This window comes from Pseudomonas sp. NPDC089918, assembly GCF_050280605.1.
Lineage (GTDB): Bacteria > Pseudomonadota > Gammaproteobacteria > Pseudomonadales > Pseudomonadaceae > Aquipseudomonas.
Window position 1 is genome coordinate 53,973 of record NZ_JBNNVP010000008.1, and the last position, 17,481, is coordinate 71,453.

At 59.7% G+C, this 17,481-nt stretch carries 17 protein-coding genes and 1 pseudogene; 7 read left to right on the plus strand and 11 right to left on the minus strand.

What is annotated here, in order from left to right; genetic code table 11:
- Positions 1 to 5 precede the first annotated feature (5 nt).
- From spoT to ACQKPC_RS08185, 4 genes are all read right to left on the minus strand, one after another.
- Positions 6 to 2,111, minus strand: coding sequence for a bifunctional GTP diphosphokinase/guanosine-3',5'-bis pyrophosphate 3'-pyrophosphohydrolase (spoT, locus tag ACQKPC_RS08170; RefSeq protein ID WP_123499445.1), 2,106 nt, complete (start codon positions 2,109 to 2,111; stop codon positions 6 to 8).
- A 57-nt stretch (positions 2,112 to 2,168) separates the two neighbouring features.
- Positions 2,169 to 2,432, minus strand: coding sequence for a DNA-directed RNA polymerase subunit omega (rpoZ, locus tag ACQKPC_RS08175; RefSeq protein WP_007894670.1), 264 nt, complete (start codon positions 2,430 to 2,432; stop codon positions 2,169 to 2,171).
- A gap of 167 nt (positions 2,433 to 2,599) precedes the next feature.
- On the minus strand, positions 2,600 to 3,220 hold the full coding sequence (gene gmk / locus ACQKPC_RS08180; RefSeq protein ID WP_007894672.1) for a guanylate kinase: 621 nt from the start codon (positions 3,218 to 3,220) through the stop codon (positions 2,600 to 2,602).
- Positions 3,221 to 3,232: 12 nt separating this feature from the next.
- Complete coding sequence (locus ACQKPC_RS08185) at positions 3,233 to 4,096, minus strand: YicC/YloC family endoribonuclease (RefSeq protein WP_123499449.1); 864 nt, start codon at positions 4,094 to 4,096, stop codon at positions 3,233 to 3,235.
- A gap of 269 nt (positions 4,097 to 4,365) precedes the next feature.
- Between ACQKPC_RS08185 and rph the strand changes: the two genes are divergently transcribed.
- Complete coding sequence (gene rph / locus ACQKPC_RS08190) at positions 4,366 to 5,088, plus strand: ribonuclease PH (protein WP_427624052.1); 723 nt, start codon at positions 4,366 to 4,368, stop codon at positions 5,086 to 5,088.
- 29 nt (positions 5,089 to 5,117) lie between these two features.
- A complete protein-coding gene (locus ACQKPC_RS08195; protein ID WP_008073410.1) occupies positions 5,118 to 5,486 on the plus strand; it encodes a DUF4870 domain-containing protein in 369 nt (122 codons plus the stop codon).
- 176 nt (positions 5,487 to 5,662) lie between these two features.
- On the opposite strand, the gene ACQKPC_RS08200 is transcribed toward ACQKPC_RS08195, so the two are convergent.
- Entirely contained in the window at positions 5,663 to 6,442 is a 780-nt protein-coding gene (locus ACQKPC_RS08200; RefSeq protein WP_007934608.1) for an exodeoxyribonuclease III, read from the minus strand.
- 82 nt (positions 6,443 to 6,524) lie between these two features.
- Between ACQKPC_RS08200 and pyrE the strand changes: the two genes are divergently transcribed.
- On the plus strand, positions 6,525 to 7,169 hold the full coding sequence (pyrE, locus tag ACQKPC_RS08205) for an orotate phosphoribosyltransferase (RefSeq protein ID WP_007894680.1): 645 nt from the start codon (positions 6,525 to 6,527) through the stop codon (positions 7,167 to 7,169).
- A gap of 202 nt (positions 7,170 to 7,371) precedes the next feature.
- Here pyrE and argB read toward each other — a convergent pair whose 3' ends face one another.
- The 4 genes and pseudogenes from argB to coaBC form a co-directional block, all read right to left on the minus strand.
- A complete protein-coding gene (gene argB, locus ACQKPC_RS08210; RefSeq protein WP_007894690.1) occupies positions 7,372 to 8,277 on the minus strand; it encodes an acetylglutamate kinase in 906 nt (301 codons plus the stop codon).
- A 39-nt stretch (positions 8,278 to 8,316) separates the two neighbouring features.
- Positions 8,317 to 9,693: pseudogene (locus tag ACQKPC_RS08215) on the minus strand (phosphomannomutase/phosphoglucomutase); the annotation flags it as partial.
- 351 nt (positions 9,694 to 10,044) lie between these two features.
- Positions 10,045 to 10,500: a dUTP diphosphatase gene (gene dut, locus ACQKPC_RS08220; RefSeq protein WP_007894692.1), complete on the minus strand. Its 456-nt coding sequence runs from the start codon at positions 10,498 to 10,500 to the stop codon at positions 10,045 to 10,047.
- Between the two features lie 5 nt (positions 10,501 to 10,505).
- Positions 10,506 to 11,714, minus strand: coding sequence for a bifunctional phosphopantothenoylcysteine decarboxylase/phosphopantothenate--cysteine ligase CoaBC (gene coaBC, locus ACQKPC_RS08225; RefSeq protein ID WP_427624131.1), 1,209 nt, complete (start codon positions 11,712 to 11,714; stop codon positions 10,506 to 10,508).
- 135 nt (positions 11,715 to 11,849) lie between these two features.
- On the opposite strand from coaBC, the gene radC reads away from it, so the two are divergent.
- Positions 11,850 to 12,524 carry a RadC family protein gene (gene radC, locus ACQKPC_RS08230; RefSeq protein WP_008073393.1) on the plus strand — a complete coding sequence of 225 codons (675 nt, stop codon included), beginning with the start codon at positions 11,850 to 11,852 and terminating at the stop codon, positions 12,522 to 12,524.
- Between the two features lie 174 nt (positions 12,525 to 12,698).
- Here radC and ACQKPC_RS08235 read toward each other — a convergent pair whose 3' ends face one another.
- The gene (locus ACQKPC_RS08235) at positions 12,699 to 14,285 is read right to left on the minus strand and encodes an ABC transporter substrate-binding protein (protein ID WP_427624054.1); all 1,587 of its coding nucleotides are present in this window, start codon (positions 14,283 to 14,285) and stop codon (positions 12,699 to 12,701) included.
- Between the two features lie 444 nt (positions 14,286 to 14,729).
- On the opposite strand from ACQKPC_RS08235, the gene rpmB reads away from it, so the two are divergent.
- Both rpmB and rpmG read left to right on the plus strand, forming a co-directional pair.
- On the plus strand, positions 14,730 to 14,963 hold the full coding sequence (gene rpmB, locus ACQKPC_RS08240) for a 50S ribosomal protein L28 (protein WP_007894701.1): 234 nt from the start codon (positions 14,730 to 14,732) through the stop codon (positions 14,961 to 14,963).
- A gap of 11 nt (positions 14,964 to 14,974) precedes the next feature.
- Complete coding sequence (gene rpmG / locus ACQKPC_RS08245) at positions 14,975 to 15,130, plus strand: 50S ribosomal protein L33 (protein ID WP_007894709.1); 156 nt, start codon at positions 14,975 to 14,977, stop codon at positions 15,128 to 15,130.
- A gap of 191 nt (positions 15,131 to 15,321) precedes the next feature.
- Here rpmG and ACQKPC_RS08250 read toward each other — a convergent pair whose 3' ends face one another.
- Positions 15,322 to 15,684 carry a cupin domain-containing protein gene (locus ACQKPC_RS08250; protein WP_427624055.1) on the minus strand — a complete coding sequence of 121 codons (363 nt, stop codon included), beginning with the start codon at positions 15,682 to 15,684 and terminating at the stop codon, positions 15,322 to 15,324.
- Between the two features lie 227 nt (positions 15,685 to 15,911).
- On the opposite strand from ACQKPC_RS08250, the gene ACQKPC_RS08255 reads away from it, so the two are divergent.
- Entirely contained in the window at positions 15,912 to 17,405 is a 1,494-nt protein-coding gene (locus tag ACQKPC_RS08255) for an aldehyde dehydrogenase (protein ID WP_038980753.1), read from the plus strand.
- The last annotated feature ends 76 nt before the right edge of the window (positions 17,406 to 17,481 follow it).

The window sequence follows — 17,481 nt, forward strand, 5'->3', positions numbered from 1 at the left end:
GTGGGCTACGCGCGCATGCGGGTGATGCGGATGACCCCGGTCAGGGCGCGCAGTTTCTTGATCACGCGGGCCAGGTGTACGCGGTCGTGCACACTGACCACCAGTTGGACCACGCTGATACGACCGTCGCGTTCGTCCATGCTGATTTTTTCGATATTGCCGTCGGCCGCGTTGACGCTGCTGGCCAGCAGGGCGATCAGGCCGCGCTGGTGTTCCAGTTCGACGCGCAGCTCGACATTGAATTCGCCGGTGACATCCTTGGCCCACGAGAGCTGGATGCATTTTTCCGGGTTGTGACGGATTTCGCTGATGTTGCGGCAGTTGTCCAGGTGCACCACCATGCCTTTGCCCGCGGAGAGATGGCCGACAATCGGGTCTCCCGGGATCGGCGTGCAGCACTTGGCGTAACTGAGCACCAGACCTTCGGTGCCACGAATCGCCAGCGGGCCTTCCGGGCTTGGCAGCTGTTCGCCTTCGCCGAGCAGGCGACGGGCGACCACGTAAGCCATGCGATTGCCCAGGCCGATGTCTTCGAGCAGGTCTTCGATCAGTTCGAGGCGGTATTCGTGGAGCATCAACTGCACGCGCTCGGCCGGGACTTTTTCCAGGGAGCTGTCGAAGCCGTTGAGCACCTTGTTCAGCAGGCGTTCGCCGAGGCTGATGGACTCGGAACGGCGTTGCAGTTTCAGCGCATGGCGGATATGAGTCCGCGCCTTGCCGGTGACCACGAAGTTGAGCCATGCCGGATTCGGCCGCGCGCCCGGGGCGCTGACGATCTCGACCGTGGAGCCGCTTTGCAGCGGTTCGGACAGCGGTGCGAGACGACGATTGATCCGACAGGCAATGCAGCTGTTGCCCACGTCGGTGTGCACCGCGTAAGCGAAGTCGACCGCCGTGGAGCCTTTGGGCAGCTCCATGATCCGGCCTTTGGGCGTGAACACGTAGACCTCGTCCGGGAACAGGTCGATCTTCACGCTCTCGATGAATTCCAGCGAGTTGCCGGCCCGTTGCTGCATCTCCAGCACGCCTTTGACCCACTGGCGGGCGCGGGCGTGAGTGCTTTTGGGCTGCTCGTCGCCGCTGGATTTGTACAGCCAATGGGCGGCGATGCCGTTGTTGGCCATCTCTTCCATTTCACGGGTGCGGATCTGAATCTCGATCGGTACACCGTGCATGCCGAACAGCGTGGTGTGCAACGACTGGTAGCCGTTGGCCTTGGGGATCGCGATGTAATCCTTGAAGCGCCCCGGCAACGGTTTGTACAAATTATGTACAGCGCCTAGCACGCGGTAGCAGGTATCGACCTTGTCGACGATGATCCGGAACGCGTAGACGTCCATGATCTCGTTGAAGGCCCGACGCTTGCCGCGCATTTTCTTGTAGATGCCGTAGAGGTGTTTCTGACGACCGCTGACCTCGCCCTGGATGCCGTCGATGGCCAGGCAGTGGCTGAGGGATTCTTCGATCTTGTTGACGATTTCCTTGCGGTTGCCCCGGGCGCGTTTGACCGCCTGGTTGATCCGCGCGGAACGCATCGGGTGCATGGCCTTGAAACCGAGGTCTTCGAACTCTATGCGAATGGCGTGCATGCCCAGCCGGTTGGCGATGGGCGCATAGATTTCCAGGGTTTCCTTGGCGATCCGCCGGCGTTTTTCGCCGGACAGGACTTCCAGGGTGCGCATGTTGTGCAGGCGGTCGGCCAGCTTGACCAGGATCACGCGAATATCGCGCGCCATGGCCATGGCCATTTTCTGGAAGTTTTCGGCCTGGGCTTCGGCTTTGGTCTCGAAGTTCATCTGGGTCAGTTTGCTGACCCCGTCGACCAGTTCGGCCACGGTTTCGCCGAACTGCGCTTGCAGCGCTTCCTTGGCAATACCGGTGTCTTCGATCACGTCATGCAGCATGGCCGCCATCAGGCTCTGATGGTCCATATGCATGTCGGCAAGAATATTCGCAACCGCGAGTGGGTGCGTGACGTACGCCTCACCGCTGCGGCGGCGTTGGCCATCGTGGGCTTGTTCGGCGTAGAAGTACGCTCGGCGGACCAGGTTGACCTGGTCCTTGCCGAGGTAGGTCGATAAGCGATCGGCGAGGGCGTCTATGCTCGGCATGATAATTCCTGCCGTTCGTTGTGACCCCGCGCCGTGCTACGTCGACCAGGCATGGACTTATACTGCCTCGTTGGACTCGTCCTCGAACGCTGCGAACAGCGGTTCGTCTTCGACGATTTCTGCGTTGGCGATGAACTCGTAGCTCATCAGGCCTTCGGCGATTTCACGCAGCGCTACAACAGTAGGCTTGTCGTTTTCCCACTGAACCAGGGGCTCTTTGCCGCCGGTGGCCAGTTGACGGGCACGCTTGGTGGACAGCATGACCAGTTCAAAACGGTTTTCCACGTGGTTCAGGCAGTCTTCAACGGTTACGCGGGCCATGGTATTCCTCGGAGCGAATGCAATATGCGCGCTGCCCGGGTGGGCGAGCGGACTCAACAGTTTAAAAAATCACCAGCGATTAGGGAAGCGCTGATTTTTTGACCAGACTCTTCAACGCGCTATAAGTGCCAATGTAAAGCCCTTGCAGCGGTTTTGGGAAGTGCTGTTTAGCCGAGCAATTCAGCCAAAAGTTTTCCGTTACGCTGCTGCTGACGCTTCTGATGCAGCTGATTGGCGCGGAAAATCGCCTGCAAATCGCGCAGCGCGTGGGCGAAATCGTCGTTGATGATCAGGTAGTCGTAGTCGACGTAGTGGCTCATTTCACTGACGGCTTCACGCATCCGGCCTTCGATGACCTCGTTGCTGTCCTGGCCGCGATTGTTCAGGCGCTGACGCAAGGCTTCCAGGGACGGCGGCAGGATGAAGATCGAGCGGGCCTGGGGCATCAACTTGCGCACTTGTTCTGCACCCTGCCAGTCGATTTCCAGAATCAGGTCGTGGCCTTCATCCAGGGTTTGCTGCAGGTGGCTTTGCGAGGTGCCATAGAGATTGCCGAACACTTCGGCACGCTCGAGGAAATCCCCGTGCTCGATCATCTTCACGAACTCGCTGCGTTCGACGAAGTGATAGTTCACGCCGTTCACTTCACCGGGGCGCATGGCGCGGGTGGTGTGGGAGACCGAGACACGGATCTCCTGATCAGCGTCGGTCAGGGCCTTGACCAGACTGCTCTTGCCCGCGCCCGAAGGGGCGGAAATGATGTACAGGGTGCCGGTGCTGTGGGTCATGTCGGGTTTGCCTTACTCAATATTCTGCACTTGTTCGCGCATCTGCTCGATCAACACTTTGAGGTTGACCGCCGCTTGGGTGCTGCGCGGGTCGAAGGCTTTGGAGCCCAGTGTGTTGGCTTCGCGGTTGAGTTCCTGCATCAGGAAGTCCAGGCGCCGACCGGCAGCGCCGCCGGACTTGAGCACCCGGCGAACTTCGATGATGTGAGTGCTCAGGCGATCCAGTTCTTCGGCGACGTCGCTCTTTTGCGCGAGCATGACCATTTCCTGTTCCAGTCGCTGCGGGTCGAGGTCGGCCTTCATGTCGGTGAAGCGGTCGAGAACTTTCTGGCGTTGGGTGGCGAGCATCTGCGGGACCAGCTCACGCAGGATCACCACATCCCCTTCAATAGAGGTCAGGCGCTCGTCGATCAATCGCGCCAGCTCAGTGCCTTCGCGCTCGCGACCGGCCTTGAGTTCTTTCAGGCCCTGATGGAACAGCGCCAAGGCTTCGGCATTCAGCGCTTGCGGGTCGGCGGCGTCGGCCACTAGTACGCCGGGCCAGGCCAGGACTTCCAGCGGGTTCAGTGCGGCCGGGTTCTTGATCAGGCTGGCGACCGTCTCGGCGGCAGCGACCAGTTGCGCGGCGCGCTCGCGGTCCACTTGCAGCGGTTTGCCGGTGCTTTCTTCGGTAAAGCGCAGGGTGCATTCGAGCTTGCCCCGGGACAGTTCCTGGCGCAGGGCTTCGCGGACCGCGCCTTCGAGGTCGCGGAAAGATTCCGGCAGACGCAGGTGGGGTTCCAGGTAGCGGCTGTTGACCGAGCGCAATTCCCAGCTCAGGGTGCCCTGGACGCCGGCTTTCTCGACGCGGGCGAAGGCGGTCATGCTGTGCACCATGGAGGTACCTCGCAATGCAGGTCGGCGCGTAACCCATGGTTGCGCGGACCCGCTATCTGTGAATTAAAGCCGACAGGCAGCAAAGGCGCAGGATTGTAGCGCAGTGGGGCGGATGCGCCCAAACACACGCTGTGACAAAGAGCTGCACGCCGTCGGCTAAGCTCTATTCAGGGGCTTCAATCGTCGGGCGTTTTTTTTAGAAGTGCCCACTCGCGGCCCACGGCTCTATAATGCTCGGCAGTTTTCCGTCCTCCGTACAGGTAATCCCTATGAAACGTCCAAGTGGTCGCGCTGCCGATCAGCTCCGCTCGATCCGCATTACCCGCAACTACACCAAACACGCCGAGGGATCTGTACTGGTCGAGTTCGGTGATACCAAAGTCATCTGCACCGTCAGTGTCGAGAATGGCGTGCCGCGTTTCCTCAAAGGTCAGGGCCAGGGTTGGTTGACCGCCGAATACGGCATGCTGCCCCGCGCCACCGGCGAGCGTAACCAGCGTGAAGCGAGCCGCGGCAAGCAAGGCGGTCGTACTCTGGAAATCCAGCGTTTGATCGGCCGTTCCCTGCGTGCTGCGCTGGACATGACCAAGCTGGGCGACGTCACCCTGTACGTCGACTGCGACGTGATCCAGGCTGACGGAGGCACCCGCACCGCGTCCATTACCGGTGCGATGGTTGCATTGACCGACGCCTTGAAAGTGATCAAGAAGCGTGGCGGCCTCAAAGGTGGCGACCCGCTCAAGCAAATGATCGCTGCCGTTTCGGTGGGCATGTACCAGGGCGAGCCTGTGCTTGACCTCGACTACCTGGAAGATTCGGCTGCCGAGACTGACCTCAACGTGGTGATGACCAGCACTGGCGGCTTCATCGAAGTACAGGGCACTGCCGAAGGCGCGCCGTTCCAGCCGGAAGAGCTGAACGCGATGCTGGCACTGGCGAAGAAAGGCATGATCGAGATTTTCGAACTGCAGAAGGCTGCACTGGCCGACTGATCGGACCTGCTCCACGCAAGGAGGACGCCATGAGTGACGAGCAACTGCCGCTACCCACACCGAGCCGAGAGGTTCGTCAGTGGGCGATGTTTTGTCACCTGTCCGCCTTGCTGGGGATCTGGCTGCCGTTCGGTACGCTGATCGGGCCGCTGATTCTCTGGCAGATGAAACGCGAGTCAGACCCGTTCATCGACGCGCAAGGCAAGGAAGCGCTGAACTTTCAGATCACCGTCGCCATTGCTTCGGCTATCTGCTTCCTGCTGATGGTGGTGATCGTCGGGTTCTTCCTGTTTGGTCTGGTCGCGATTGGTGCGCTGGTGCTGACGATCATTGCTGGCGTGAAGGCCAATGAAGGTTTCCCTTACCGGTATCCGTTCACTTGGCGCCTGATCAAATAATAGCCAGCAAGGATTTCCTGTGGGAGCGGGCTTGCCCGCGATAGCGATCTGGCAGACAACACATCTGTTGACTGTGACGGCCTCATCGCGGGCAAGCCCGCTCCCACAGAAAGCGAATCATTGCCCACAAAAAAGCCGACAGCGATGTCGGCTTTTTTGCGTCTGCGAAAAGACGCTTAGATTGTCAGCGTCCAGTCGTAGTCCACGATCAGCGGTGCGTGCTGCGAGAACCGTGGCTGACGTGGCAGGCGTGCGCTGCGTACGAAGCGGCGCAGGCCAGGGGTCAGCAACTGGTAATCGAAACGCCAGCCCAGGTTGAGCATCTCGGCCTGTTCGTTATCCGGCCACCAGCTGTACTGGTCGCCTTCACGGCTGACTTCGCGCAGGGCATCGACATAACCCATGTTGCCGACAATCTCGTCCATCCAGGCGCGCTCAGGTGCCAGGAAGCCCGGGGATTGCTGGCTGTCGCGCCAGTTCTTGATATCCAGCTTCTGTTGCGCCACGTACAGCGAGCCACAATAAATGTACTCGCGACGTTTGCGCCGCTGTTTGTCCAGATAACGGGCGAAGTCGTCCATTAGCTTGAACTTCTGGTTCAAATCTTCATCGCCGTTCTGCCCCGAAGGGAGCAGCAAGGTCGCGATGCTGACCTTGTCGAAATCGGCTTGCAGGTAACGCCCGTAGCGGTCGGCTGTCTCGAAGCCGAGACCGCTGATGACTGCCTTCGGTTGCAACCGCGAGTACAAAGCCACGCCACCTTGGGCGGGAACTTCAGCTTCGCAGGCATAAAGGAAGTAGCCATCCAGTTGGAAGGCTGGATCGTCCAGTTCAAAGGCGGAGGCGCGGGTGTCCTGCAGGCAGATGACGTCGGCATTCTGTGCTTGCAGCCAACTGAGCAAACCACGCTCGACTGCAGCCTGAATCCCATTGACGTTCACACTGATGATCCGCATAAGTGGCCCCAAAAATCGCGTGCGGGTATGATACACGGCGTCTACCTAATTAGCTAAATCCGTGGTATTTGGGGTTTTTTTCATGCAAGCGTATCAGCGCGACTTCATTCGTTTTGCCATTGATCGTGGCGTTTTGCGCTTCGGTGAGTTCACCCTGAAGTCCGGGCGCACCAGTCCTTACTTCTTCAATGCCGGCCTGTTCAACTCGGGTTCTGCCCTGGCGCAGCTGGGTCGTTTCTATGCGGCAGCCATCGTCGAGAGCGGTATTTCGTTCGACGTGCTGTTTGGCCCGGCCTACAAAGGCATTCCATTGGCGGCGACCACCGCCGTGGCGCTGGCCGAACATCATGGCCGTGATCTGCCATGGTGCTTCAACCGCAAGGAAGCCAAGGCCCACGGCGAAGGCGGCAGCCTGGTCGGCGCACCATTGACCGGCGACGTGCTGATCATCGACGACGTGATCACCGCAGGCACCGCCATCCGTGAAGTGATGCAGATCATCGCTTCCCAGGACGGCGCCAAAGCCGCGGGCGTGTTGATCGCCCTGAACCGTCAGGAGCGTGGCAACGGCGAATTGTCGGCCATCCAGGAAGTGGAGCGTGACTTCGGCATCCCGGTGATCAGCATTGTTTCGCTGAATCAGGTGCTCGAGTTCCTGGCGGATGACCCGCAGCTCAAGCAACACCTGCCGGCGGTTGAAGCCTACCGCGCACAATTCGGCGTCTAACCGCATCCCCTGTGGGCGCGGGCTTGTGTGGCGGGGGAGCTTGCTCCCGCTGGGCTGCGTAGCAGACCCAAGGATTTTGTGAGTGCTGCGCACTCAAGCGGGAGCAAGCTCCCTCGCCACAAAAGGTGGATTGTCACAGGGATTGCAGGCAAAAAAAGACCCCGCTCAGCCAGGCTGAGCGGGGTCTTTTGGTTTGTGTGGCTTAGTGACGCTTGCGATTACTGATCAGCGTACCCACACCCGTGTCGGTAAAAATTTCCAGCAGAATCGCGTTTGGCACCCGGCCATCGATGATCAACGAGCTGCCCACACCGCCTTGTACCGCTTCCAGCGCGCAACGAATCTTCGGCAGCATGCCGCCATAGATAGTGCCGTCGGCGATCAGGTCGTCGACCTGTTGAGTCGTCAGGCCGGTCAGAACCGTGCCCGACTTGTCCATCAGGCCGGCAATGTTGGTCAGCAGCATCAGCTTTTCAGCCTTCAGCGCTTCGGCCACTTTACCGGCCACCAGATCAGCGTTGATGTTGTACGACTCGCCGTTGGCGCCGACACCGATTGGCGCGATCACCGGGATGAAGTCGCCTTTGACCAGCAGGTTCAACAGGTCGGTGTTGATCCCGACCACTTCGCCGACGTGGCCGATGTCGATGATTTCCGGCTGGGTCATTTCCGGCGTCTGACGGGTGACGGTGAGCTTTTTCGCGCGAATCAGCTCGGCGTCTTTACCGGTCAGGCCGATGGCGCTGCCGCCATGACGGTTGATCAGGTTGACGATGTCCTTGTTGACCTGGCCGCCGAGGACCATTTCCACCACGTCCATGGTCTGCGCGTCAGTCACGCGCATGCCATCGATGAAGTGGCTCTCGATCGACAGACGCTTGAGCAGGTCGCCGATTTGCGGGCCGCCACCATGAACCACCACCGGATTGATGCCGACGGCTTTCATCAGCACGATGTCGCGGGCGAAGCCGGTTTTCAGCTCCTCGCTTTCCATCGCGTTGCCGCCGTATTTGATCACCAGCGTCTTGCCGACATAGCGGCGAATGTAAGGCAGCGCTTCGGACAGGACCTTGGCGGTGTTGGCGGCGGCTTCGCGTTCGAGGGTCATTCAGGGCTCCGGCACTTCAATAAAAGGCGCTTCGATAGATCAAAACGGTAAAAGGAGATCAGGTGCAACGCGTTTCAGCTGGACGTGGAACACATCCTTGATGCGCTGCAATTCAGCCTCGTCATCGGCCTCGAAACGCAGCACCAGCACCGGTGTGGTGTTGGAGGCGCGAACCAGGCCCCAGCCTTTGGCATAGTCGACTCGCACGCCGTCAATGGTGGTCAGGTCAGCGCCTTCGCCCCATTGCGCATCGTGCAATGCATCAATGATGCTGAATTTGCTCTCTTCGGTCACATGGATATTGATCTCTGGCGTAGAAATATCGTTCGGGAAGGTTGCAAACAACTCTTCCGCGGTGGATTTTTCCTTGCTGAGGATCTCCAGCAGCCGTGCGGCGGCGTAAATGCCATCGTCGAAACCGAACCAGCGCTCCTTGAAAAAGATATGCCCGCTCATTTCGCCGGCCAACAGGGCGCCGGATTGTTTCATTTTCTTTTTGATCAACGAGTGACCGGTCTTCCACATCAGCGGCCGACCGCCATATTCCTTGATCAGCGGGATCAGGCGGCGGGTGCATTTGACGTCGAAGATGATTTCCGCGTCCGGATTGCGCGCCACGACGTCGCGGGCGAACAGCATCAACAGGCGATCAGGGAAGACGATGCTGCCGGTGTTGGTCACTACGCCAACGCGGTCGCCGTCGCCGTCGAAGGCCAGGCCCAGGTCGGCGTTGGTTTCCTTGACCTTGGCGATCAGGTCCACGAGGTTTTCAGGCTTGCCCGGGTCCGGGTGGTGGTTCGGGAAGTTGCCATCGACTTCGCAGAACAGCGGGATGACTTCGCAGTTCAGGGCTTCGATCAGCTGCGGGGCGATTACGCCGGCCGCGCCGTTGCCGCAATCGACCACCACTTTCAGGCGGCGGGCCAGTTTGATGTCCTGGACGATTTCAGTGTTGTAGCGGTCGAGGATTTCGACCTTGGTGATGCTGCCCTTGCCGCTGCTCAGGTTGTTGGTCTTGAGGCGTTCGTGCAGGGCCTGGATCTGTTCGTTGGCCAAGGTGTCGCCAGCGATGACGATCTTGAAGCCGTTGTAATTCGACGGGTTGTGGCTGCCGGTGAGCATCACGCCGGATTTGCCGGCCAGTACGTTGGCGGCGTAGTACAGCGCAGGCGTTGGCACCAGGCCGACGTCGCTGACGTGGCAACCGCTGTCGGCGAGGCCTTTGATCAGTTGTTCGACCAGTTCCGGACCGGACAGGCGACCGTCACGGCCGACGGATACGTTGGGTTCGTTCTGGGCCAGGCTCTGGGAGCCGATGGCGCGACCAAGCCAATAAGCTGTTTCAGCGTTCAAGAATTCCGGGACGGTGCCGCGAATGTCGTAGGCGCGGAAGATGCTGTCGGGGAACTTGGGTGCGACTTGGGCTGGGGTGCTCATCTGTAGGAATGCTCCATCTCGAAAGTGGCTGGACCCGCCAGCGAAAAACTCGTTGGCAGGCTCAAACTGAAGGGTATGACGGCGTTTTCCACTGAGAGTTCGTGGTGTGAAAAGGCCATGCCAGCAGCATCGGCGAGTAATTGGTCGTTCAATGCCTTGATTTTCAGTGGTAAACCTTCCAGATGACGACTGTGCAATTTGTGGTGAGATAGCTTGCTCCCGCTTGAGTGCGTAGCACTCACAAAAAGCGGTAATGACTCACAGAGTTTGGGGCCGCTTCGCTGCCCAACGGGGGCAAGCCCCCTCGCCATAGGGTTGCCATCTTTCGGATCAGTGGCTGCCGGAATGGCCGAAACCGCCGGTACCACGTTGGGTTTCGACGAACTCTTCGACCATTTCAAAATGCGCTTGAACTACCGGTACCAGCACCAATTGGGCCAGGCGTTCGCCTACTACCATGTTGAAATCGGTCTGGCCACGGTTCCAGCACGACACCATCAGCGGGCCCTGGTAATCGGAGTCGATCAAGCCGACCAGATTGCCCAGCACGATGCCGTGTTTATGGCCAAGGCCTGAGCGCGGCAGGATCAGCGCGGCCAAACCTGGATCGCCAATGTAGACAGACAGGCCCGTCGGAATCAGCAGGGTTTCGCCCGGCTTGATGACGGTGTCTTTTTCCAGCATGGCGCGCAGGTCGAGGCCGGCGGAGCCTGGCGTGGCGTACTGCGGCAGCGGAAATTCGGTACCGATGCGGGGGTCGAGGATCTTGGCTTGCAAAGCGTGCATGTAAATTAAACCTGGTTCAGACGTTCGGCGATAAAAGTGATCAGCTGGCGAGCGATTTTGCTCTTGCTGGTCTGGGCGAAGAGTGTGGCGTGCAGCTCACGGTCGATCACGCTGCAGGCGTTTTCTTCGCTGTTGAAGCCAATACTCGGGTTCGCGACGTCATTGGCGACGATCAGATCGAGGTTCTTGTCTTTCAACTTGCGTGCAGCGTAATCGAGCAAGTGTTCGGTTTCGGCAGCGAAACCGACACTGAACGGACGGTCGGGACGGGTGGCGATGGTGGCCAGGATGTCTGGGTTGCGCACCATCTGTAGCAACAAGCCGTCGCCGTTCGTAGGGTCTTTCTTGAGTTTCTGTGGGGCGACGACTTCCGGACGGTAGTCCGCGACCGCAGCAGAGGCGATGAACAGGTCGCAAGGGATCGCCGCTTCGCAGGCGGCGAGCATGTCGCGGGCACTGACCACGTCGATACGCGTGACGCGATCCGGGGTCGGCAGGTGCACGGGACCTGTGATCAGGGTTACGCGGGCGCCGGCTTCTACCGCGGCTTCGGCCAGGGCAAAGCCCATTTTCCCGGAGCTGTGGTTGGTGATGTAGCGCACCGGGTCGATGTTTTCCTGGGTCGGGCCGGCGGTGATCAGCACGTGTTTACCGGTCAGCGCCTGGCGCTGGAAGCAGTCTGCCGCGCACTGGGCGAGGTCGGTGGCTTCGAGCATGCGGCCCATGCCGACGTCGCCGCAGGCCTGGCTGCCGGAGGCCGGGCCGAAGACCTTGAGGTCGCGGCTTTCGAGGGTGTGCAGGTTGGCCTGGGTCGCCGGGTCGCGCCACATGGCCTGGTTCATCGCCGGGGCAATCGCGACCACCGCGTCGGTGGCCAGCACCAGCGTGGTCAGCAGGTCGTCGGCGATGCCTTGGGCCAGGCGGGCGATCAGGTCCGCGGTGGCGGGGGCGATCAGCACCAGGTCGGCCCATTTGGCCAGCTCGATGTGGCCCATCGCGGCTTCGGCCGCCGGGTCCAGCAAATCGAGATGGACCGGATGCCCGGACAAGGCCTGCATGGTCAGCGGGGTAATGAATTCGCTGCCGCCGCGGGTCATGACCACGCGCACTTCGGCGCCCTGGTCGATCAGGCGGCGAACCAGCTCGGCGCTCTTGTAGGCAGCAATACCGCCGCCGACGCCCAGAACGATGCGTTTCCGATACAGCCGCTGCATAGGTCTGCCTTTCATTTCGTTGATGACTGCATGGCGATACCCCCTCCCCAGGAGTGAAATCGCCCGCAAAAAAGATGGGCTACGATATCACAGCGACCGCTACGGAACAGCGGCGCCCACAGACATGGAGGTGTTATGAGCATTCGAGATTGGCCGGCGGCCGAGCGGCCGCGGGAGAGGTTACTGGAGTTAGGCTCGGGGAGTCTTTCGGACGCCGAACTGCTGGCGATTTTTTTGCGTACCGGCGTATCCGGCAAAAGTGCGGTAGATCTGGCGCGACATTTGTTGACTCAGTTTGGCGGTCTGCGTTCGCTACTGGAGGCTGATCAAAAAACATTCAGCAAACAATTAGGGCTCGGACCCGCGAAATTCGCTCAGTTGCAGGCAGTTCAGGAAATGGGCAGACGGCATTTGGCTGAACGCTCGCGCTACAAGTCGGCGTTGGAAAATCCGCAGGCTGTGCGTGATTATCTGAAGTCGATGCTCCGCCATGAGCCCCACGAGGTGTTTGGCTGCCTGTTCCTGGACTCCAAACACCGGGTATTGGCGTTCGAAGCGCTGTTTCGCGGCTCCATCGACAACACCAGCGTCTATCCACGGCAGGTGGTCAAACGCGCTCTGGCCCATAACGCCGCAGCGCTGATCCTGTGCCACAACCATCCGTCGGGTAACTCCGACCCCAGTCAGGCCGACCGAATGCTGACCAAGCGTCTGCAAGAGGCGCTGGACCTGATCGATGTGCGGGTACTCGATCATTTCATCGTCGGTGATGGCGATCCGCTGTCCATGGCCGAGTATGGGTGGATGTAGAGGACCAAGAACCCCTGTGGGAGTGGGTCTGTGGCGAGGGGGCTTGCCCCCGTTTGAGTGCGAAGCACTCACAAAATCTTTGGTGCATCAGAGATTTTGGGGCTGCTTCGCAGCCCAACGGGGGCAAGCCCCCTCGCCACAAGCCCGCTCCCACAGGTTTTGTGGTGACGCTAATTACTTGAGGTTGACCTTCGAATAGTCCTGCCGGCCAAACGGACTGACCTGATAGCCCAGCACATCCTTACGTGTCAGCGCGAAGGCTGTCGGGTGCACCAGTGGCAGCCACAACGCCTGTTGCTGGATCTGCGCCTGGGCCTGTTCGTAAAGCTTGGTGCGCACACCTTGCTCGCCGGTGGTCTTGCCGGCGCTGATCAGCTTGTCCAGGTCCTGGTTGCAGTAGCGGGCGAAGTTGGTGCCGGATTTGACCCCCGCGCAGGAAAACTGCGGCGTGAGGAAGTTATCCGGGTCGCCGTTGTCGCCAGCCCAGCCCATGAACAGTAGATCGTGCTCGCCGGCCTTGGCGCGGCGAATCAGTTCGCCCCATTCGATCACACGAATCTCGGCCTGGATGCCGATTTCCGCCAGATCGGACTGCAGCAATTGCGCCCCGAGGCTCGGATTGGGGTTCAGCAGGCTGCCGGAAGGGCGGGTCCAGATGGTGGTCTGGAAACCATTCTTGAGCCCGGCCTTGGCCATCAGCGCACGGGCCTTTTCGACGTCATGCGAGTAGCCCGGCAAGCCTTTGGCGTAGCTCCAGGTGTTGGGCGGATATGGGCCGTTGGCGGGTTCGGCGGTGTCTTCGAACACGGCTTTGACATAGTTGGCCTTGTCGAACGCGAGATTGATCGCCTGGCGTACTTCAGGTTTATCCAGCGGCGGATGCTGGCTGTTGATGCCAACGAAGGCGGTCATGAAGGCGTCAGTCTTTTCGACTTTCAGGGTTGGCTCTTTCAGCGCGGCCCGTACGTCCAGAGGCTTGGGTGACAGGGCGATCTGGCACTCGTTGCGGCGCAATTTCTGCAACCGCACGTTGGCATCCGGAGTGATGGCGAAGATCAGCGGGTCCACCGACGGCTTGCCACGGAAGTAATCCGGGTTGGCCTTGTAGCGAATCGAGGCGTCTTTCTGGAAACGCGTGAAGATGAACGGGCCGCTGCCGATCGGCTGGCTGTTGAGCTTTTCCGGAGTGCCGGCCTTCATGAGTTGGTCGGCGTATTCGGCCGAATAGATCGAGGCGAAACCCATGCTCAGAGTGGGCAGGAAAGTCGAGTCCGGGTGGTCGAGGGTGAAGCGGATGGTAAGCGGGTCCAATGCGTCGATCTTCTTGATCAGCGCCGGTAACTGCATCGACTGGGCGTGCGGGAAACCGCTCTGGGCGACTTTGTGCCACGGGTTCGCAGGGTCGAGCATGCGGTCGAAGCTGAACTTCACGTCTTCGGCGGTCAGGTCACGCGTCGGGCTGAAGTAATCGGTGCGGTGAAATTTCACCTGCGGGTGCAACTTGAAGACGTAGGTCAGGCCATCGGGCGTGACTTCCCAGCTGTCCGCCAGGCTGGCAACCACTTTGCCACTGGCCGTGTCGAAGTCCACGAGGCGGTCCATCAGCACATCGGCCGAGGCGTTGGTGGTGGTCAGCGAGTTGTATTGCACCACATCGAACCCCTCCGGGCTGGCTTCAGTGCAGACGCTCAAGGCGGCGGCATGGGCCAAGGGGCTCAGTAGAAGCGGGGCGAGCAGCAGCGGTAGGGCAGCGAGGCGCATGGTCGGATTCCTTTACAGATCGAAGGCCCATCTGCAAGTGCAGTCTGGAAAAGTCTTACCCTAGTGGGCTCTTTTGCAAATGACTATCCCCTTTTTCATTTTAAGGGGACTATGTGCGCTTGTTTCGGTGATGCGGACCGAGGAAAACCCGGAATCGGTCGGTTGGCCGATTCTCTGCGACGAGCGGTCTTAATCGGCGACAGCCTTTATCCAAGGCGCCCGGTGGCCGAAAAATGGGGAATTTATTAAGTCCGCGCACACGGAATGTTGTTGCTCTCCAGTCTTTCTGGTATAAAGCAGCGCTCTTTTCTAGGGGCCCGGTTCCTTCACTGTAGGTGTAGCCGGTAAGACCTCTAAAGAAACGCGGCGCCTGGCGCCAAATGACTGAGAGATTAAGCGGCCAACCCATGCCGGGTTGGGCATGTGGTTTTAGAGGGCTGAGGCATGTCGAGAGTATGTCAAGTTACCGGTAAGGGTCCGGTGACTGGGAATAACATTTCCCACGCAAACAACAAAACCCGTCGTCGTTTCCTGCCGAACCTGCAGCATCACCGCTTCTGGGTTGAAGAAGAGAAACGTTTCGTGCGTCTGCGCGTATCTGCCAAAGGCATGCGTATCATCGACAAGCGTGGCATCACTGTCGTGCTGGCCGAAATCCGCAAAGCCGGCAAGATCTAAGGGAGCTAATCATGCGTGAATTGATTCGTTTGATTTCGAGCGCCGGTACTGGTCACTTCTACACTACCGACAAGAACAAGCGCACTACTCCGGACAAAATCGAGATCAAGAAATTTGATCCGGTTGTTCGTAAGCACGTGATCTACAAGGAAGGCAAAATCAAGTAATTGATTTTTCCCGACTTACGAAAAAGGCCCGTATCGCGAGATACGGGCCTTTTTTGTGCCTGTCTATTTTGTATTGCCTGGGCCGGCCCCTTCGCGAGCAAGCCCGCTCCCACATTGGATTTGTGAACGACGCAGATCCAATGTGGGAGCGGGCTTGCTCGCGAAGGGGGCGGCTGGGGCAGCACAACTCCTTAAACCTTCTGTTCAAACACCACATAAATCTTGCGGCAAGGCTCCAGCACTTCCCAAGTACCGCGAAACCCTGCCGGGATCACGAAGCGATCACCTACACGCAAGGTCTTGGCGTTGCCATTGTTGTCACGCAGCACTGAAACTCCCTGAAGGATTTCGCAGTATTCGTGCTCGGTGTAGTTCACCCGCCACTGGCCGACTTCGCCCTCCCAGACACCTGCACTCATCTGGCCGCACGGGCTGTTGTAGTGGTTGTACACCGCTTGATCGGGGTCGCCCTTGAGGACTTTTGCAGGGTCGGGCCGATAACGATCGGGCTGGGTGTTGGCCTGGCTGAAATCGACGATATCCTGAATGCTCATGCTGGTATTCCCCCGTGATTGCGCTGGAAAATTGAAAGTCTATGTTTATTAAAATGAACATCGCAAGGCCGTTTGCCAGCCTTGTGTCAAATATATTGAAACTTCACCGGCCGCTGGTTTAGGGTAATGGTTGCCTTGAGCCGAAAAGCAGGCTGGCCGGGCAGAATTCCTGACAGCGCCCGCATAGAACGCGGGGCACTCGTATTCAATAAGAGGAGGACACTCGAATGACCACCCTGACTCGTGCCGACTGGGAACAGCGGGCTCGCGATCTGAAGATCGAAGGCCGCGCCTACATCAATGGCGAATACACCGATGCCGTCTCCGGCGAGACCTTCGAGTGCATCAGCCCGGTCGATGGCCGTCTGCTGGGCAAGATTGCCAGCTGTGACGCCGCCGACGCCCAGCGTGCCGTGGACAACGCCCGCGCCACTTTCAATTCCGGCGCCTGGTCGCGCCTGGCGCCGACCAAACGCAAAGCCACCATGATTCGTTTTGCCGGCCTGCTCAAACAGCACGCCGAAGAGCTGGCCCTGCTCGAAACCCTGGACATGGGCAAGCCAATCAGCGATTCCCTGTACATCGACGTTCCCGGCGCGGCGCAAGCCCTGAGCTGGAGCGGTGAAGCCATCGACAAGATCTACGACGAAGTCGCTGCCACCCCGCACGATCAGCTGGGTCTGGTGACTCGCGAGCCGGTCGGCGTGGTCGGCGCAATCGTGCCGTGGAACTTCCCGTTGATGATGGCCTGCTGGAAGCTCGGCCCGGCGCTGTCCACCGGTAACTCGGTGATCCTCAAGCCTTCCGAAAAATCGCCGCTGACAGCGATCCGCATTGCGGCGCTGGCGGTTGAAGCCGGTATCCCGAAAGGCGTGCTGAACGTGCTGCCGGGCTACGGTCACACCGTCGGCAAGGCCCTGGCCCTGCACAACGACGTCGACACCCTGGTGTTTACCGGTTCGACCAAGATCGCCAAGCAACTGCTGATCTACTCCGGCGAATCGAACATGAAGCGCGTCTGGCTGGAAGCTGGCGGCAAGAGCCCGAACATCGTGTTCGCCGATGCGCCGGACCTGCAAGCCGCCGCCGAAGCCGCTGCCGGTGCCATCGCCTTCAACCAGGGCGAAGTCTGCACCGCCGGTTCGCGCCTGCTGGTCGAGCGTTCGATCAAGGACAAATTCCTGCCGCTGGTGATCGAGGCCCTGAAAACCTGGAAGCCGGGCAACCCGCTGGACCCGGCAACCAATGTCGGTGCGCTGGTGGACACCCAGCAGATGAACACTGTGTTGTCCTACATCGAGTCCGGTCACACCGATGGCGCCAAACTGGTGGCGGGCGGCAAGCGCATTCTTCAGGAAACCGGGGGCACTTACGTTGAGCCGACGATTTTCGATGGCGTGAGCAACGCGATGAAAATTGCTCAGGAAGAAATCTTTGGTCCGGTGTTGTCGGTCATCACCTTCGACAGCGCTGAAGAAGCCATCCAGATCGCCAACGACACGCCTTACGGTCTGGCCGCTGCAGTCTGGACCGCCGACATCTCCAAGGCTCACCTGACCGCCAAGGCTTTGCGTGCCGGTAGCGTGTGGGTCAATCAGTACGACGGCGGCGACATGACCGCGCCGTTCGGTGGCTTCAAACAGTCCGGCAACGGTCGCGACAAGTCACTGCACGCGTTCGACAAGTACACCGAGCTGAAGGCGACCTGGATCAAATTGTAAGCCAGAGAGGGAGCCCGTAGTAAATCGGGCTCCTGAACGACGCAGATCCCCTGTGGGAGCGGGCTTGCTCGCGAAG

Coding starts and splice junctions, on each gene's coding strand:
- ACQKPC_RS08200 (WP_007934608.1), bottom strand. CDS start 6,442: ATGCGGATCATCAGTGTGAACGTCAATGGGATTCAGGCTGCAGTCGAG.
- gmk (WP_007894672.1), bottom strand. CDS start 3,220: ATGACCCACAGCACCGGCACCCTGTACATCATTTCCGCCCCTTCGGGC.
- ACQKPC_RS08195 (WP_008073410.1), top strand. CDS start 5,118: ATGAGTGACGAGCAACTGCCGCTACCCACACCGAGCCGAGAGGTTCGT.
- ACQKPC_RS08185 (WP_123499449.1), bottom strand. CDS start 4,096: ATGGTGCACAGCATGACCGCCTTCGCCCGCGTCGAGAAAGCCGGCGTC.
- rpmG (WP_007894709.1), top strand. CDS start 14,975: ATGCGTGAATTGATTCGTTTGATTTCGAGCGCCGGTACTGGTCACTTC.
- ACQKPC_RS08250 (WP_427624055.1), bottom strand. CDS start 15,684: ATGAGCATTCAGGATATCGTCGATTTCAGCCAGGCCAACACCCAGCCC.
- rpmB (WP_007894701.1), top strand. CDS start 14,730: ATGTCGAGAGTATGTCAAGTTACCGGTAAGGGTCCGGTGACTGGGAAT.
- coaBC (WP_427624131.1), bottom strand. CDS start 11,714: ATGCAGCGGCTGTATCGGAAACGCATCGTTCTGGGCGTCGGCGGCGGT.
- ACQKPC_RS08255 (WP_038980753.1), top strand. CDS start 15,912: ATGACCACCCTGACTCGTGCCGACTGGGAACAGCGGGCTCGCGATCTG.
- ACQKPC_RS08235 (WP_427624054.1), bottom strand. CDS start 14,285: ATGCGCCTCGCTGCCCTACCGCTGCTGCTCGCCCCGCTTCTACTGAGC.
- rpoZ (WP_007894670.1), bottom strand. CDS start 2,432: ATGGCCCGCGTAACCGTTGAAGACTGCCTGAACCACGTGGAAAACCGT.
- argB (WP_007894690.1), bottom strand. CDS start 8,277: ATGACCCTCGAACGCGAAGCCGCCGCCAACACCGCCAAGGTCCTGTCC.
- radC (WP_008073393.1), top strand. CDS start 11,850: ATGAGCATTCGAGATTGGCCGGCGGCCGAGCGGCCGCGGGAGAGGTTA.
- spoT (WP_123499445.1), bottom strand. CDS start 2,111: ATGCCGAGCATAGACGCCCTCGCCGATCGCTTATCGACCTACCTCGGC.
- pyrE (WP_007894680.1), top strand. CDS start 6,525: ATGCAAGCGTATCAGCGCGACTTCATTCGTTTTGCCATTGATCGTGGC.
- rph (WP_427624052.1), top strand. CDS start 4,366: ATGAAACGTCCAAGTGGTCGCGCTGCCGATCAGCTCCGCTCGATCCGC.
- dut (WP_007894692.1), bottom strand. CDS start 10,500: ATGCACGCTTTGCAAGCCAAGATCCTCGACCCCCGCATCGGTACCGAA.